Source organism: Roseimicrobium sp. ORNL1, from assembly GCF_011044495.1.
Classification (GTDB): domain Bacteria; phylum Verrucomicrobiota; class Verrucomicrobiia; order Verrucomicrobiales; family Verrucomicrobiaceae; genus Roseimicrobium.
The window spans coordinates 174162-189104 of the sequence record NZ_CP049143.1; the positions used below are offsets into that span (position 1 = coordinate 174162).

Annotated in this window: 15 protein-coding genes; 7 read left to right on the top strand and 8 right to left on the bottom strand. The window is 60.6% G+C overall.

Annotation, left to right across the window (positions count from 1 at the left end; all coding sequences use genetic code 11):
• The first annotated feature begins 447 nt into the window (after window positions 1-447).
• The gene (locus tag G5S37_RS00635) at window positions 448-1272 is read left to right on the top strand and encodes a retropepsin-like aspartic protease (protein ID WP_165199712.1); all 825 of its coding nucleotides are present in this window, start codon (window positions 448-450) and stop codon (window positions 1270-1272) included.
• A 102-nt stretch (window positions 1273-1374) separates the two neighbouring features.
• Here the strand turns inward: G5S37_RS00635 and G5S37_RS00640 are convergent, their stop codons facing one another.
• On the bottom strand, window positions 1375-1626 hold the full coding sequence (locus tag G5S37_RS00640) for a hypothetical protein (protein ID WP_165199714.1): 252 nt from the start codon (window positions 1624-1626) through the stop codon (window positions 1375-1377).
• A gap of 242 nt (window positions 1627-1868) precedes the next feature.
• On the opposite strand from G5S37_RS00640, the gene G5S37_RS00645 reads away from it, so the two are divergent.
• The 5 genes from G5S37_RS00645 (at window position 1869) to G5S37_RS00665 (ending at window position 6451) form a co-directional block, all read left to right on the top strand.
• Complete coding sequence (locus tag G5S37_RS00645) at window positions 1869-2456, top strand: FHA domain-containing protein (protein ID WP_165199716.1); 588 nt, start codon at window positions 1869-1871, stop codon at window positions 2454-2456.
• 124 nt (window positions 2457-2580) lie between these two features.
• Window positions 2581-3855: an adenylosuccinate synthase gene (locus G5S37_RS00650; RefSeq protein ID WP_165199718.1), complete on the top strand. Its 1275-nt coding sequence runs from the start codon at window positions 2581-2583 to the stop codon at window positions 3853-3855.
• The gene (locus tag G5S37_RS00655; RefSeq protein ID WP_165199720.1) at window positions 3856-4578 is read left to right on the top strand and encodes an isoprenyl transferase; all 723 of its coding nucleotides are present in this window, start codon (window positions 3856-3858) and stop codon (window positions 4576-4578) included. It abuts the gene before it with no gap.
• Between the two features lie 688 nt (window positions 4579-5266).
• Window positions 5267-5776 (top strand): hypothetical protein, encoded by a 510-nt coding sequence (locus G5S37_RS00660; RefSeq protein ID WP_165199722.1) that lies wholly within the window; start codon window positions 5267-5269, stop codon window positions 5774-5776.
• Window positions 5777-5827: 51 nt separating this feature from the next.
• Window positions 5828-6451: a DUF3592 domain-containing protein gene (locus G5S37_RS00665; protein ID WP_165199724.1), complete on the top strand. Its 624-nt coding sequence runs from the start codon at window positions 5828-5830 to the stop codon at window positions 6449-6451.
• Window positions 6452-6732: 281 nt separating this feature from the next.
• Here the strand turns inward: G5S37_RS00665 and G5S37_RS00670 are convergent, their stop codons facing one another.
• The 7 genes from G5S37_RS00670 to G5S37_RS32820 form a co-directional block, all read right to left on the bottom strand.
• Complete coding sequence (locus G5S37_RS00670) at window positions 6733-7911, bottom strand: hypothetical protein (protein WP_165199726.1); 1179 nt, start codon at window positions 7909-7911, stop codon at window positions 6733-6735.
• 165 nt (window positions 7912-8076) lie between these two features.
• Window positions 8077-8505, bottom strand: coding sequence for a thioredoxin family protein (locus tag G5S37_RS00675; RefSeq protein ID WP_165199728.1), 429 nt, complete (start codon window positions 8503-8505; stop codon window positions 8077-8079).
• Between the two features lie 71 nt (window positions 8506-8576).
• Window positions 8577-8891, bottom strand: coding sequence for a heavy metal-associated domain-containing protein (locus G5S37_RS00680; RefSeq protein ID WP_165199730.1), 315 nt, complete (start codon window positions 8889-8891; stop codon window positions 8577-8579).
• 127 nt (window positions 8892-9018) lie between these two features.
• The gene (locus tag G5S37_RS00685; RefSeq protein WP_165199732.1) at window positions 9019-9405 is read right to left on the bottom strand and encodes a rhodanese-like domain-containing protein; all 387 of its coding nucleotides are present in this window, start codon (window positions 9403-9405) and stop codon (window positions 9019-9021) included.
• 278 nt (window positions 9406-9683) lie between these two features.
• Window positions 9684-11099 carry a sigma-54 dependent transcriptional regulator gene (locus G5S37_RS00690; protein ID WP_165199734.1) on the bottom strand — a complete coding sequence of 472 codons (1416 nt, stop codon included), beginning with the start codon at window positions 11097-11099 and terminating at the stop codon, window positions 9684-9686.
• 64 nt (window positions 11100-11163) lie between these two features.
• Window positions 11164-12501 carry a HAMP domain-containing sensor histidine kinase gene (locus tag G5S37_RS00695; RefSeq protein ID WP_165199736.1) on the bottom strand — a complete coding sequence of 446 codons (1338 nt, stop codon included), beginning with the start codon at window positions 12499-12501 and terminating at the stop codon, window positions 11164-11166.
• Window positions 12502-12594: 93 nt separating this feature from the next.
• Window positions 12595-13537, bottom strand: a protein-coding gene (locus tag G5S37_RS32820; RefSeq protein ID WP_165199738.1) for an IS630 family transposase whose coding sequence is annotated in 2 segments (ribosomal slippage) — window positions 12595-13201 and window positions 13200-13537 — 945 coding nt in all. Because the reading frame shifts where the segments join, the coding sequence is not laid out codon by codon here.
• 278 nt (window positions 13538-13815) lie between these two features.
• On the opposite strand from G5S37_RS32820, the gene G5S37_RS00705 reads away from it, so the two are divergent.
• Window positions 13816-14736 carry a hypothetical protein gene (locus tag G5S37_RS00705; RefSeq protein WP_165199740.1) on the top strand — a complete coding sequence of 307 codons (921 nt, stop codon included), beginning with the start codon at window positions 13816-13818 and terminating at the stop codon, window positions 14734-14736.
• The last annotated feature ends 207 nt before the right edge of the window (window positions 14737-14943 follow it).

Below are 14943 nucleotides of genomic sequence, written 5' to 3' on the forward strand. Positions count from 1 at the left end.
TCATCTCCCCAAAAGCGGGCAGTTCCGCATGGCGCAAGTGTGTTGGGTAGAGAGAACTGTGTGGTACCTGGGGGTGAAGAGAGCATTCACGACAGATCCGGATGCGGTGACGCGCAGCGTCCTTGGACTGCGTGCAGCCCTGCTGCCGCTTTCTAGCCACAGCCTGCTGTGGCGATGGTGACATGCGCTGGTAGGGTGACCGGTCCAGAAACGGCTTGGCGACTTCGTCGCGATGAAGCGTGCAGCAGGCTGCACTTTAGGAAAGCGGCAGCAGGGCTGCACGCAGTCCAAGGCCTTCGGCACCGTTTCCATATCTTGACCTAACGTTCATATGCACAGCGGGACTGACCTTTGTCCCACGAGATGCGGGCGACTGAAGTCGCCCCTCCTTGGAGTCACTCCCACATTCCCCACCCCCATGGCACGGCAGGTGCATACACCCCCTGCGTGCTCCGCCTGCCTTCCTGCCTTTCGGTTTTCCCGAGCTTCGCCGCTGCTCTCCTTCTGAGCGCCAGTGCTGCATTCGCGAATTCCAACGTCAACACCCCCGACCCCGGCATCCCCATCGAAGTCCGCGATGGCCTCATCTGGGTGAAGGTCCAAGCCGCTGGTCAGACCCGCCCCCTCAATTTCCTTCTCGACTCCGGCGCCGGTTGCAGTGTCCTCAGCGCGAACGTCGCAGAGAAGCTCGGCGTGAAGTATGGTCGCGCCGAAAAGGTGCAGCGCGTGGATGCCGCCACCACCGCCCGCCGCGTGCGTGATTTCCAGGCCAATGTGGGTGGCATCCCCGTCAGCGCGACCCCCTTGGCGCTCGACCTCTCGGATGTCAGCGACCTTTGCAGCCGCCCAGTGGATGGCCTGCTGGGCCACGATTTCTTCAAAGGCCGCATCGTCCAGCTGGACTTCCAAGCCAGCCGCTTACGCCTCCTCGACGAAGCCACCCCTTCCAATGCCACCACCGTGCTCCGCATGAAGGTCGGCCAGGGTGCCATGCTCATCCCCGTCTCGGTCAATGGCTCCGAGCCCAAGTGGACCCGCCTCGACACCGGATGCGAAGACGGCCTGCACTGGGTGGCCGGGCGCGACGAGAGCTATGTTTCCAGCTCCGTGCAACTCGGTTCCCAGCAGCTCACCGGCGTGAAAACCGCCCTCCACGCCGGGGAAATCTTTCCCCGGGAAGCTGGTATGCTCGGCGTGGGTGTCCTCCGCAATTTCCGCGTCACCATCGACGCCGTGAAAAGCCAGCTCCTTCTCGAAAAGCGCTCATCCTGAGGGCCGACTCACTCCCTCACCTTTGTCCGAACTTTGCCACCCGCCTGCTGCCCTTCGGGGTCAGAAAGGACGGGCTGACAAAGGCACTCTCATCCGGCAGTCTTACCTGCCAGTCGTGGTCTTCTTGCTCTTGTACACCGCGATGTTCGTGGTGCCTTCCGCATTGCTGGGTGCGGGGCGGGGGTTTGCCTTGGCATCATTTTCAGACACGTAGGTGGTCACTTCCACCCGGCGGGCCTCCACGGCGGCACGGTCGGCGATGTCCTTGCGCTGGTTCAGTGTGTGCATGTCCGGACCCGCAAAAGCGAGGGGAGCGGCCAGGACAGTGAGGAGAAGCGTGAGTTTCGTTTTCATTGGTTTCCGTTTGGTTGGATTTGAAACTGTCGTTGGGGGACGCCAGTAAAACAGGATATGAGACAGCGCCGGGGTTTGGATGCGCTTAACAATCCTGCTGGACCTCCAATAGTTGAATCCGATTTCAGCCCCCGGGCGAAGGCATGCCCGCGAAAATTCACGTTCGAAATCGCCCGCGCGCACACGCATCTCCCCGCATTCATCTTGCCTGCACCCGCACCCGCTGCTAAAACTTCCCCGTTATGCCAAAATTCCAAGTCACTACGCCAGACGGAGCCACGCATGAGTTTGAGCTTGCCAGCCGCGCCCGGTTTGGCCGCGCTGAAGACAATGATCTTGTCATTCCGGATGGTTCTGTGTCCAGCTACCATGGCGAGTACGAGCTGACGGATGAAGGCGTGCAGCTTACCGACCGTGGATCCACCAATGGCACGCATGTGAATGGCCAGCGCGTGGAGTCGGCAGTCATCCCCTGGGGTGGTCGTTTCAAGCTCGGCAGCTGCGATGTCATCCTCATCGGTGACGGTGGCGAAGAAGCTGCCGCCGAGGCCGCTTATGAACCCGAAGCGTCCTACGAAGAGCCAGTGGAAGAAGTCGCCGCTGCACCTGCAGCACGTGGAGGCTACTCCGGCGGCTACGGCAGTGCGCCCGCCAGCGCCGCAGTCATCACCGGTCTTGGTTCCACGCCCTGCCCCTCCCAGATGCGTCGCGGCTTCGGCCCGAAGGTGAAGGAGAAGGACTCCGGCGGTGGCATGCTCATGATGCTTGCCGTGCTCGGCATGCTGGCCTGTGGCGGCGCAGCATTCATGATCTTCTCCATGAGCGCCTAGACCCTCTCTCAGTGGGCTTGGACGCCTCCCTCAGCGCTGTCGGCAGTGAGCCGTGCGCTGGGCACGGAAACGACTGCGCCCGCCTGATTCCCTTTTTTTCTTCAGTGACCTCTAACGTTTTATCATGAGCAATACCATCATCGTCGGCCTCCAGTGGGGGGACGAAGGCAAAGGCAAGATCGTCGACTATCTCACGGAACGCAGCGACGTCGTAGCCCGCGCGCAGGGCGGCAGCAATGCAGGACACACGGTCATCAGTGGCGGCACGAAGTATGTGCTGCACCTCATCCCCAGCGGCATCCTCTGGCCCGAGAAGAAGAATGTCATCGGCAACGGCGTGGTCATCGACCCCCTAGGTCTCCTGCAGGAAATTGCCAAGCTCCGTGGCCAGGGTGTCAGCATCACCCCGGAGAATCTCTTCATCAGCGAGCACGCCCACCTCACGCTCTCCTATCACCGTGCGCTGGACAAGGCCCGCGAAAAGCAGCGTGGTGAGAACGCCATCGGCACCACCGGCCGCGGCATCGGCCCCACGTACGCGGACAAAATCGAGCGCCAGGGCCTTCGTGTCACCGACCTGCGTGACCCCGCCAAGCTCGCCCACGAAATCAAGTGGCGCGCCGAGCTCCACAACCTCGAACTTGAAGCCGCCGGTTATCCCAAGGTGGATGTAGACGCCGTCGTCGCGGAAACCACCGAAGCGGCCGAGCAACTCCGCCCGCACATCGTGAACACGGTGGTGTACCTCAATGAAGCCCTCGCCGCAGGCAAGCGCGTGCTCTTCGAAGGCGCGCAGGGCAGCTATCTGGACATCGACCACGGCACCTATCCCTTCGTCACTTCGTCGAACACTACCGCCGGCGGTGCTTGCACCGGCAGCGGCGTTTCACCACGTCGTATCGACCAGGTGGTGGGTGTGGCCAAGGCCTACACCACCCGCGTGGGCGGCGGTCCTTTCGTCACCGAGGACGAAGGCATCTCCGACATGCTCCACGACATGGGCCGCGAGTTCGGCGCCACCACCGGTCGCGCTCGTCGCTGCGGCTGGCTGGATGCGGTGCTGCTGCACTATTCCGTCATGGTGAATGGCTGCGACTCCCTGGCCATCACCAACCTCGATGGTCTCGATGGCCTCGACACCATCAAGATTTGTACTGCCTACACGCTGGATGGAAAAACCATCAACCATCCTCCGGCCACCATCGCTGAGATTGAGCGTTGCGTGCCGGTGTATGAGGAGCATCCCGGCTGGAAGCAGGACATCAGTGGCGCCACGAAGTATGACGATCTGCCTCCGCTTGCGAAAGCCTATCTTTCGCGCCTTGCGGAGCTTGCAGGAGCGCCGGTCTCGCTGTTGGGTGTAGGACCCGCCCGCGAGCAGACGCTCGTGGTCAGCTAGATGACTGCCCGTTCCGATAATCTAAAAATTCCCCGTCACGTCGCCATCATCATGGATGGCAATGGCCGCTGGGCCGCTGAGCGCGGCCTTCCACGCACGGAGGGCCACCGCCGCGGGGCGGACTCCGTGCAGATTATTGTGGAGACGTGCGCCGACATGGGCATCGAGTTCCTCACGCTCTACGCCTTCTCCACGGAGAACTGGAAGCGGCCGAAGACCGAAGTCGCCGCGCTCATGAAAATGCTCGAGCGTTTCCTCAAAACGAAGACGGAGGAAATGCAGAAGCAGAACGTGCGCCTGCAGGCCATCGGCCGTCTGCATGACCTCCCGGATGCCGTGCAGAAACAGCTGCACAAGAGCATCGAGCAGACCTCGCAGAATACAGGTCTCACCCTCATCCTCGCGCTCAGCTACGGCGCACGGGAGGAGATTCTGGATGGCATTCGCAGCCTGCTCGACAGCGTGGAGAAAGGCCACCTCGACAAGGCCATGATCGACGCAGATGTCTTCAGCAAGCATCTGTACACCCGCTATTATCCAGACCCGGATCTCCTCATCCGCACCAGCGGCGAGATGCGCCTCTCGAACTTCCTCTTGTGGCAACTCAGCTACACCGAGTTCTACATCACGCAGACCCTCTGGCCGGACTTCCGCAAGGAACAGTTCCACGAAGCCATCCGCGAATACACCCGCCGCGACCGCCGCTTCGGCGGCGTGAAGTAGGAGGTTAGGCGTCCTCGCCTGACAGTGGATGTTAGGCCTCCGGCCTGACCAGCAACTTTCACTTCGCTTTCGCACCTGCACAATCACGCGCAATGAAGATGTGCGCCATGGGCAGCTTCCAGTTAACCGCAGAGGGGCAGAGGACGCAGAGAGCGCGAAGGGGGGCTCAGGAGTGACCCCACCGCGGAGAAGACACGCGACCGATTCAGATACTGTGACGCGAAGCGTCCTTGGACTGCGTGCAGCCCTGCTGCCGCTTTCCAGAGTCCACAGCCTGCTGTGGCGATGGTTACACTCGCTCGCAGGGTGATGCGTCCCGAGAAGCTTGGCGACTCCGTCGCGGTGAAGCGTGCAGCAGGCTACACTTGAGGAAAGCGGCAGCAGGCTGCACGCAGTCCAAGGCCTTCGGCACCGCTTCTATATCTTTACCCTGACGTTCCTGCGCACACCGTGATGCCACCCCATACCTCGCGCACCCCTGACCCAAACCCTTTGCGCCTTTTGCGTTTTTTTGCGGCCATTCATTCCCGCATTCCATCCCCCTGATCCCGATCCCGCGCTACTCATTCACCACTCCCTTGCACCCCGCCGCTTACCCTGCATCTTGCGCGCCATCATGTTCACGTGCGGATGGTGTAACAAACATTACAGAAACTGGGTCAGCCGGTGCGACAGTTGTGGCGGTCCCATGCCGCCGCCGCCCGGCGCGGACATCGGCCCTGAGCCGCCTGAGGCGCCTCGCAAGCTGCCCTCGGGTTTCGCCATGCGCATGAGGCTCACGGGAAATGTGACCACCATCATTGGCCTCGTCATCACGGGCTTCGGAGCGTTGTTCACCCTGTCCATGATCAAGGCACCCAGTTGGGCATTGCTCTTCCCCGCCTTCTTTCTCCTGGCTGGTTTGCTCATGCTGAAGGCCGGGCTGGGCTCGGCGAATCGCATCCTCGATGCCTTCAAGAATGGTCGCGCGGTGCGTGGCAAGGTCTCCACCGTGCGTGAAGATCCCAGCACTAAGGTGAACGGCCGGAGCCCCTGGGACATTGTGTACACCTTCGAATCCGAGGGTCATCAATACGAAGGCAAGATGCAGACCTTTGAAACGGCCACCGCCCATCGCTACCAGGGCTGGCCACCCGTCTGGGTGCTGGTGGTGGACGGCGACCCCGAGCGAAACACCCTCTATCCTCCCGTGAAGTAGAGCAGAGTAGAGAAGTGACGAAACGATTAAGCGGCGCCCATCATCATCACCATGCTGAAGCAACCCCTCTCCCGCGACAGCGCACCCGTCACGCAATACACCTGCGGCTGGTGCAATACCCACTTCAAGGAATGGCAGAGCAAGTGCATCTCCTGCGGCGGTCCCATGCCGCCCCTGCCTGGCATGACGCTCTCCGAAGAGCCTCCTCCCGCGCCTCGTGTTTTGCCAAAGGGCTTTGAGACCAAGCAGAAGTGGGTGGGCAATGTGCCAGCCATGGTCGGCGGCATCTTCCTGCTGGTGGGTCTGATTATCTTCACCGTGTTCATCTTCGTGCTCCCACTCGCCGCGCCCTTTCCCATGCTCTTCATCGGCCTCGGCTGGTTCTTCATGCGCATCGGTCGCAAGCAAGCCCAGCGCATGATCAGCGCGTTTCAAAACGGACGCGCCGTGAAGGGCACGATCACCGAGGTGTATCACGATGCTTCTATGCAGGTGAATGGCCGGCACCCCTGGCGCATCAATTACAACTTCCAGGCGGCCGATGGACAAACCCACGACGGCTACGCCAGCACCTTCGACCACACCGCTCAGCAGCGTCAACCCGGTCAGCCCATCTGGGTTTTGGTGAATGATGACAAGCCCGAGGAGAACACGATTTATCCGCCGGTGAAGTAGGAAGTTGCGTCAAAGCAAGGTGCGTGAAAGTGGGCCTTTGAGACAGAGACGAGGCTTTGCCAATGTGGCTCACGCTGCCCTCAGCGTGAACTGTGGCAGTATCCCTGAGGTAGCCATGCCTCCGCATCCATGCCAGGGGAAGGATGCAGTCTTGGGATGTGGTCGGCCGCCTTGAGAATAGGCGCTTCGCGCTCGGGTTTTCGATTCACGCTGAGGGCAGCGTGAGCCACTTTGGCTGGCGCCTTGTTTCCCACGCAAAACTGTCTTTTGCTCTCGGGGTGCTATTTCCCCAACGTCGCCGACACAATCCCCCGAATCGCCCGCTTCTCCGCGGCGGACAGATACGCAAACTCCCGCGACGGTGCGGTGTCATTCAGCGCCACACTCAGCCGCGCATATACGCGCTCCTTGAACTCCTTCGGCAGCGTGGTGAAGGCACGCGAATAGATCATGTAGCTGCAGCGATGCTTGAAGATGCGCGTGCGCAAATCGAAGTCCTTCAGTGAGGTCCCATCCGGTGCGGCCTTGCGAGTACTCAGGAATTCTTCCTTGAACTTCGCATCACCAGCAATGCCCTCCTTCGGAAACGGCGCTTCGTCAGCAAAGAGGATGTAGCGCACAAACTCCGCTGCTTTCGCATCCAGCACCTTCGCGTCCTCAGTGCCGATGCGGCCCTTGCCAGCGGCGAGAGCGGCGCGGGTGAGATAACGTGCCTCGGTGACGCGGTTGGTGAATCCGACCTGATGCTCGAAAATCAAATGCGGCAGCACGTCGCTGGTACTCACCGGATAGCGTTCCATGTCGAATGCCCTTCCCGGAATGACTTCGGACAGGTCAATCTTCCCGGCCCGTGATTGCCCAGTGACGTTGCCATGATGTTTCAGGCTCGCTGGAGCTCCGGTGACGTGCCAGCCACCCCAGCGCTGCTCCAGCGGAATGTCATGGCCACTCTTGCCACGGCGGAAGGCATCCAGGCTGCCGGCATTCGGCCCGGAGATCACCGACTCCACGGCGAGACCCGGCACACGATATTGGGCATCGCCGGCATGGCAGTTCATGCAGCGCTCGGACCGCTGGAAGCGCACGGGGGCATTGGCCACCGGCATGTCGAAAATGTAGAAGATGGTCCCCTTCTCCGAGTCGAGCGAGGCCACCTCAAGCTGCCCTCCCGGCACATAGCCGAGATACATGTCTTCGTTGAAGTAGATCGCACGGGGATTGCGGGTGGAGATGCGACCGCTCTGGAGACTGGTGGCGGAAAAAATCCAGAGCTGCGAACTGGCGGGAATGCCGAGCTGGCCGAGCAGCTTCGTCACGAACTCCTTCTCACCTCCGGTGGCATCCAGCTTCACCTCACCCTTCTCCACGCGCTCGGTGAACTTGGTGAAGGGGTCGTCCTTCGGCTGGGTCCAATAGTTGTGCGGCTCGTCGCCAAAGGGGCCCACCGGGGTTGCCGCCATGGCAGGCGCAGCTACCCCGCACCACAGGCATGCTGCGGCCATGGCGGGGAGGAGGCTGGAGCGGAGGATACGCACGACAGGTCTATAACGAACAAAACCGCGACACCTTCACAGGGTCGCGGTGATTGTCTGCAAACTAGGAATTGGCCATTGCGACACTGGCGGTCATTTCGCCTTCCCAAGCACTTCCTTGAGCTTTGCGGCAAACGCATCTGGAGGCATGCCGCCGACCTGCTTGTCGATCTCCTTGCCATTCTTGCTGAGAAACTGGATGTGGGGAATGCCGGTCACGCCTGCCTTTTGTGCGTCCGCGGCGTTCTCCTTGAGATCTGTGTCGATGTAGGCCCAGACGAATTTGTCGTGAAATTCCTTCACTTCGCTGCTTGGGTAGACCTTCTTCTTCATGGCCTGGCAGGGCGGGCACCACACGGCGGAATAAACGGCGATGATCGGCTTGCCCTCAGCCTTGGCCTTGGTCTTGGCTTCCGCCAGCGAGGAGACGAATGCAGGGCTTCCTTCAGGAAATTCGGAAGCGAGGGAGAAGGAAGCAACCGCGAGGGCGGCCACGGCAAGAAATTTACTCAATGCTTTCATGGTGCGAATGCGTGGTGAATTAATCTGATGAACTGAGGGGGAAAGGGGAATGCGGGAGACGTGGACGACTCTTACTTGCTCTTGTCGAGCGCCACGACCGTGTAGGTCTCAGCGTCCTTGCCCAGGGCCTTGACGACATCGTCCTTGGCGAGGGTGGCGGAGGAGGACTTGAAAATGGCCTTCTGGGTTTCTTCCTTGTCGCCCTTTTCGAAGGTCACGCTTTCCACGCCGGGCAGCTTCTTCAGCGCGGACTCCACATGGCCTTTGCAGGCGCTGCATACCACTCCGGTCACCGTGGCGGTGTAGGCGGACTTCTCAGTGTCTTCCGCGTGCAGAGAGGCGGTCATGAAAACGGCGGCAACGGCGGTGAGAACAAGGCGGAACATCGGGGGAAGAAACTTGGGGTGGAGCGAACTGGTACTGCGGATGCTTTTCTTTCTTTTTTGTCGGAGGAGCCAGGCGGCGGGGTTTGCCCGCCGCCCGGTTCACACGAATCACTCAGTGAGAAGGAACTTACTTCTTCTCGGTCGTTTCACCAGCCTGGAGCCATCCGGAGATGCCGGCGGAGAGGTGCTTCACATTGGTGTAGCCCAGTTCCTTGGCAGCATTGGCGGCCTTCTTGTAGGCGCTGCAGGTAGGACCACCGCAATAAGCGACCACAAGGGCGCCCTTGTCGGAGGGAAGCTGCTTGGCGAGCTCATCCTTGGAGGCGGCGAAGTCGATCGCGGACGGCACGTGGCCCTTCGCATAGGAAGCGCTGCCATTCACATCGATGACGGTGACCTTCTTCTCGGCGATGGCCGTCTTCAGCTCATTGATGCTGATATCAGGAAACTCGCTGTCCGCCATGGCAGGAATCGCGATGAAAGCGGCAGCAAGGAATGCGAGTAGTTTCTTCATGATGTCGTATGGTTTGTGTTGTCTATGTTTATGGCACATACCGGGCCCCGAAGGATTCTCCGCCGGGGTCCGGCAGAACTGTTAAGACGGGAACAGTCGTTCTTTTATTTCGTTGCCCCGGAGGCCGGATTTCTTTTTTTCAATTTCCGGATCTCCGTTGGACCGGACGTCATCACAGCGCATATGCAGGGTGTGTGGATCGCGGGCCATCATTTGTAAAAACGAATGTGTCTCGGACATGTTAGGTCTCAAAACACCATCCGGATTCACAAAAGTTTTCACGTGGGGGAGATTTCACCCGGCTCATCCTCGAGGTGGTCGTGGGTGCCTCGCAGCTTCTTGCGCAGGGTGGCACGATTCATCTGCAGTTCCCGGGCGAGAATGGTGGGCTTGTGCTGGTAGCGGGGCAGCAGGGCGGCCAGCAGCCGGCTCTCCAGTTCGTCGTGGAGCGTGTCGTAGTTCACCTCCGTATCGCGCATACGGGCATCCAGCCACTCGTGGAGAGCCGCATCCAGCGTGACGGAGGGGGGAAAAGCCTCCCCTGAGGACCCATCGCGGACCTCGCGGGGCAGATGGGTGGGCAGGATGGAGTCGCCCGGGCATACCGCCAGGGCATGCTCCAGGGTATTGCGCAGTTCGCGCACATTGCCCGGCCAGGCATAGCCTTGCATCACCTGCAGCGCTTCGCCGGAGAGGGCGACACGACGGCCAGGGGCAATCGTGGCCAGCAGGCAGCCGCAGAGGGCGGGCAGGTCGCTCATGCGCTCCCAGAGCGCCGGGAGCCGCACCTCCAGCACGCGCAGCCGGTAGTACAGGTCTTCGCGGAAACGCTTCTCCGCCACCGCCTTGGCCAGGTCCTGGTGGGTGGAGGCAATGATGCGCAGATCTGCCTGCAAATCTTCATTCCCGCCCACGCGGTTGAAGGTCTTGTCCTCCATGAAGCGCAGCAGCTTCACCTGCATGGCGGGTGGCAGCTCCGAAATCTCATCCAAAAACAGGACACCCCCATTGGCCCGCTCAAGGCATCCCACCAAGGGTCCGGCGGCACCCGCAGTGTCTCCCTTCTCATGCCCGAAGATTTCTCCCTCCAGCACGGCCTCCGGCAGGCCTGCGCAGGAAAGTGATACAAACGGCGCGGCGTGCCGGGTGCTGTGGCGGTGGATGACTTTTGCCGCCAGTGATTTCCCGATGCCCGTGGGTCCGCCGATCAACACCGGCGCATCCGAGGCGCAGGCATGGGCGATGGCGGCGAATGCCGGCTGCATGGCCGGGGCGCTGCCGATGAGGAATGGGGCGTCCGTAGGTTCCGGTGTGGCGCCTACAGACGGCTCACGAGAGGGGCGCAGCAGTGAGCGGAGCACCTGCTCCAGCTCACGCAGATCCAGCGGCTTCACCAGGTAACCGGAGGCCCCGCGTTTTTTCGCCTCGAGCGCGTTCTGCAAATGCCCATGCGCAGTGATGATGAGCACCGGCAGCACACTGCTGTGCTCCCGCAGCCGTGCCAGCACATCCAGCCCGCTCATGTCAGGCAGGCCGATGTCCAGAATCACCAGCGAAGGCGACGTGGGCTTCAGCTTCTGCAATCCCATGGTGCCTGAGGCGCAGGTCACGGGCTCATAGCCCAGGCGCTTCGTCAGCATGGCCAGCGCGGTGGCCACGGAGACTTCATCTTCAATAATCAGGATGCGATGCATGATAGCGATGGAACAAAAATGGCAGGGGAATCACCAAACCTGTAAACGGCCTCTGAAGGCAAGACTATTGTTTCAACTGCGGCAGCAACACCGAGACATTGGCCCCGCCTTGCGCGCGATTCTCCACGCGGAGTTCTCCTTCGTGGGCCTTCACGATTTCCGCCGCCACGCTGAGTCCGATGCCCATGCCGCCCTCCCTCTCGCTGAAGAAGAACTCGGAGAAACGCGCCAGTGCGTCAGTGGAAAAACCATTTCCCGTATCCATGAAGGAGACCGTGATCACTTTTCCATCGGAAGTCGCCTTCACCGTCAAGGCGCCTCCTATAGGCATCGCCTGGATGGCATTCACCAGCAGATTGCTGAAGACCTGTGCCAGCCGCCGGGAGTCCCCACGGACAGGAAGTGGTTCGGAAGCGTCCAGCGTAGTGTGGATTTGCGCGTGCTCGATCTGCGGCTGGTGCACCTGCATCACCCGCGTGAGCACGGCCACCAGCTCCACCCGGCGCATGGTGGGCGGCTGCGGTTTGCTCAAGTACATCCACTGGCTGACCAGGCTTTCGATGCGAGCAGCCTCGTGTTCGATGGTTTGTGCGGTGATGCGGCCTTCCACCTCTCCCCCCGGCCAGAGCTGCGCATGCATCTTGATGGCAGATACGGGATTCTGAATTTCATGCGCCAGCGCCGCGGTCATGCGTCCCAGCACGGCGAGCTTCTCCGCCTGCGCGCGCTGATCACGCTCATTGTGCAGGGCTTCTCGCGTGTGAAGGAAAGCGCGTGCGACATCGCCGATTTCATCGTTGCGCGAAGCTTCGGGCAGGTTGAGCGGGCCCGGAGAATCGATGTCTGGAAGGCGGCGAGCAAGATGGCGCAGCGGCATCACTAGGCCGCGCGCCAGCACCCAGCCGAAGGCCAGCGCAAAAAACCAGAAGGTCGCCAGCAGTGCCAGTGTCCGGGGGTGGCGCAGTGTGGCGTAGAGTGGGGGACTGGGCTTGGCCAGCACAAGATCGCGCATGTCATCCAGGGGCACCGCCACCGCGTCGAACCGTCCGATTTCATGAGACATGCCATCGGGTGCGAGCTGCTTTGCCAGTGCTTCTCGTAGCATCGGGTCTGGCATGGCGGGAGTGGTCAGCCCAGTGTCCCGATGCCTGAAGTACACCTCCACCCCGAGCACCTCGCCCAACTGGGAGGCCATGCGCTCGCTGGAGGGCAGCGTCATGCGCCGGAGGAATTCCGCATTCGTCTGTGCCAGCCGCGCAAAATCCTGCCGCTCATCCTGCTGGATGTTCCACCACTGGAGCGCCACGAGCAGGATCGACCCCGCCAGCACGAATGCGGCGAAGGGCAGCGAGATGCGCCAGGAAAGACGATTGGGTGACACTGGCCGGAGTGTGGAACGCACGCCCCATATGCGCGAGAATTTTCGCCGTGTCCCTGCGCGTAGCAGACATGGCTTGTCCCTGGGAAAATGAGAGGTGGCTAGAGCATTTTCTATTTAATTTGTCGCATAATTGGCATGGCGGAAGAAATTGGCGCAGTGTTCTGGTGAGAACATGTCCAGAGCTTGCGCGACGGCGGCTTCCAAGCCCTCAAAGGTGCGCTGTGCTGCATGGCGCACATGTGCTTTGAGTTTGGCAAAAGCCATTTCAATGGGATTGAGGTCGGGGCTGTACGCAGGCAGGTAAATCAAGCGTGCGCCTCGTGCTTCGATCGCCTGTGCCACGCCGCTGACCTTGTGACTGGCAAGATTGTCGCAGATGACAATGTCACCGGGTGTGAGTTGCGGAGCCAAGAACTGTTCGATGTAGGCTAGGAATGCAGACCCGTTCATGGGTCCATCCAGCACACACGGAGCACAAAGGCGATCCTGACGCAGCGCCACCACCAAAGTCGCCGTGTGCCAATGTCCAAAGGGCACCGCACAACGGCAGCGCTGCCCACTGGCCGAACGTCCATACAACCGGCTCATTTTGGTATTGAGTCCCGTCTCGTCCAAGAAGACCAAGTGACGGCCTTCCCATTGGCTTTGCTGCTCACGCCAGAGCTGGCGAGCCGCTTGCAAGTCAGGCCGCTCTTGCTCGGCGGCGTGCAGCGTTTTTTTTATAGCTCAAGCCCAGCTTCTCCAGCCGATGCCACAGGGCGGTGGTGCCGATGTTGATGTCCAACTGCTTGTTCAAACGCTCGCTCATCTCCTCCAGGCTCAAATCAGGTTGCTGGGAGATCCATTGATGCAACAGCTCATCATGTCCTTCCAGGCGGGAGCGGCGGTAACCACCTCGTTGCTTGGGTTCCACCGTGCCCTCCTCCAAGTGACGCTTCCAGAAGCGTTCGACGCTGCGTTTGGAAACCCCAAAGAGTCGCGCGAGTTCCTCGGCGCTTTGTCCCCGTCGCCGACCGGCCACCAGTCGCTTACGCAGATCCATGCTGAAGCTCTTCATGAGCTACTCTAGCATCATTCTCAGTTTGCGACAAATTAAACAGAAAACGCTCTAAATCTACATGGTCAATTTGTGTCCATGCACTCCGATTGGAGGGTCAAATTTGCTCCGAAGGCGAATTTGCCCGGAATGAATTGCGCGTAAACTATTCATCATGAGATTAATGTGATTGGAAGGCATGTCGGGGCGTGATCCGCAATTGGAGATCATTGTGATCGCAAAAGACGGTCTTCTTCCGCCATCATCGGCGCGCTCAACGCACAACCTATCAACCAAACATGACAAACCGACTCTTCACCTGGCTGCCCGCCGCTCTGCTGGCTGCCACCACCCTGCCGACTGCATTCGCTGCTGACGCTGCTCCTGCCGCCGACGCCGCTGCCACGAAGAAGGAACTCCCACCTATCTACGTGCATGCGAATGACTCCGCGGTTGTTTCTGAGAACGACCGCGTGGGCCCCTACAACCAGCCCGAGTGGACCACCGCCCGCCGCTTCCCCACGACTCGCGTGTACATCCAGCGCGCTCCTGGCGAGGTCGCCTTTGAGCAGTGGTGGCGTGCCCGCACGTATGATGACGCCCCAACCAAGCACCTCTTCATCGAAGAGCTTGAGTTCGGCCTGCCGAATCGCATGCAGCTCGACCTGTACTACGAGTGGGTGCATGAAGAAGGCGAGACCTCCTTCAAGGACTTCGCCGTGGAACTGCGCTATGCCCTCGCTGACTGGGGTGTGATTCCTCTCAACCCCACGCTGTACGCTGAGTACAAGTTCGTCGATCCCGACCACGGTGATGACGTCGTGGAATTCAAGATCCTCCTCGGTGACGAAATCACGCCGAAGCTGCACTACGGCCTGAACTTTGTGTACGAGCGTGAAATCGGCGGTGCCCTCACCAATGAGTTCGTGGTCGCCCAGGGTCTCGGTTACACCGTCATTGACCGCCTCCTCTCCGTCGGCCTTGAAATGCGCTATGTGTACGAGGACGAAGCCTCCAACCGCGGCTCTGGTGAGCAGAAGTTCAACATCGGACCTTCCGTCCAGTGGCGCCTCTCCAACCAGGCTCACCTCGATCTCGTGTGCCTCTTCGGCTGCACGAACGAATCGCCTGAAACCGAATCCTACGTGGTGTTCGGCTGGGACTTCGGCGGCCCCTCCAAGGAGAGCCACTACAAGCCCACCAGCGGCACCCGTCTGTAAGGCATTCTCAAGTTAGTAGTTAATCCATCCATTTCTGTTCCGGCTGTAGAGGGCTGGAGAAGGGGCTTCCGGGCATGCAGTGTTGTCCGGAGGCTCCGCAGAATGGAAATCAGAGAAATTCTCCGCCATTGAAGGTCGGAGATGGCGCGACCACCCGAGGTGGGTGAATAGCTGGCGTTCATTGCCGCCTTTTCCCGGGGATAAAAA

Coding starts and splice junctions, on each gene's coding strand:
- G5S37_RS00685 (WP_165199732.1), bottom strand. CDS start 9,405: ATGAAGAAACTACTCGCATTCCTTGCTGCCGCTTTCATCGCGATTCCT.
- G5S37_RS00650 (WP_165199718.1), top strand. CDS start 2,581: ATGAGCAATACCATCATCGTCGGCCTCCAGTGGGGGGACGAAGGCAAA.
- G5S37_RS00645 (WP_165199716.1), top strand. CDS start 1,869: ATGCCAAAATTCCAAGTCACTACGCCAGACGGAGCCACGCATGAGTTT.
- G5S37_RS00670 (WP_165199726.1), bottom strand. CDS start 7,911: ATGGCGGCAACCCCGGTGGGCCCCTTTGGCGACGAGCCGCACAACTAT.
- G5S37_RS00675 (WP_165199728.1), bottom strand. CDS start 8,505: ATGAAAGCATTGAGTAAATTTCTTGCCGTGGCCGCCCTCGCGGTTGCT.
- G5S37_RS00665 (WP_165199724.1), top strand. CDS start 5,828: ATGCTGAAGCAACCCCTCTCCCGCGACAGCGCACCCGTCACGCAATAC.
- G5S37_RS00690 (WP_165199734.1), bottom strand. CDS start 11,099: ATGCATCGCATCCTGATTATTGAAGATGAAGTCTCCGTGGCCACCGCG.
- G5S37_RS00680 (WP_165199730.1), bottom strand. CDS start 8,891: ATGTTCCGCCTTGTTCTCACCGCCGTTGCCGCCGTTTTCATGACCGCC.
- G5S37_RS00655 (WP_165199720.1), top strand. CDS start 3,856: ATGACTGCCCGTTCCGATAATCTAAAAATTCCCCGTCACGTCGCCATC.
- G5S37_RS00660 (WP_165199722.1), top strand. CDS start 5,267: ATGCCGCCGCCGCCCGGCGCGGACATCGGCCCTGAGCCGCCTGAGGCG.
- G5S37_RS00640 (WP_165199714.1), bottom strand. CDS start 1,626: ATGAAAACGAAACTCACGCTTCTCCTCACTGTCCTGGCCGCTCCCCTC.
- G5S37_RS00705 (WP_165199740.1), top strand. CDS start 13,816: ATGACAAACCGACTCTTCACCTGGCTGCCCGCCGCTCTGCTGGCTGCC.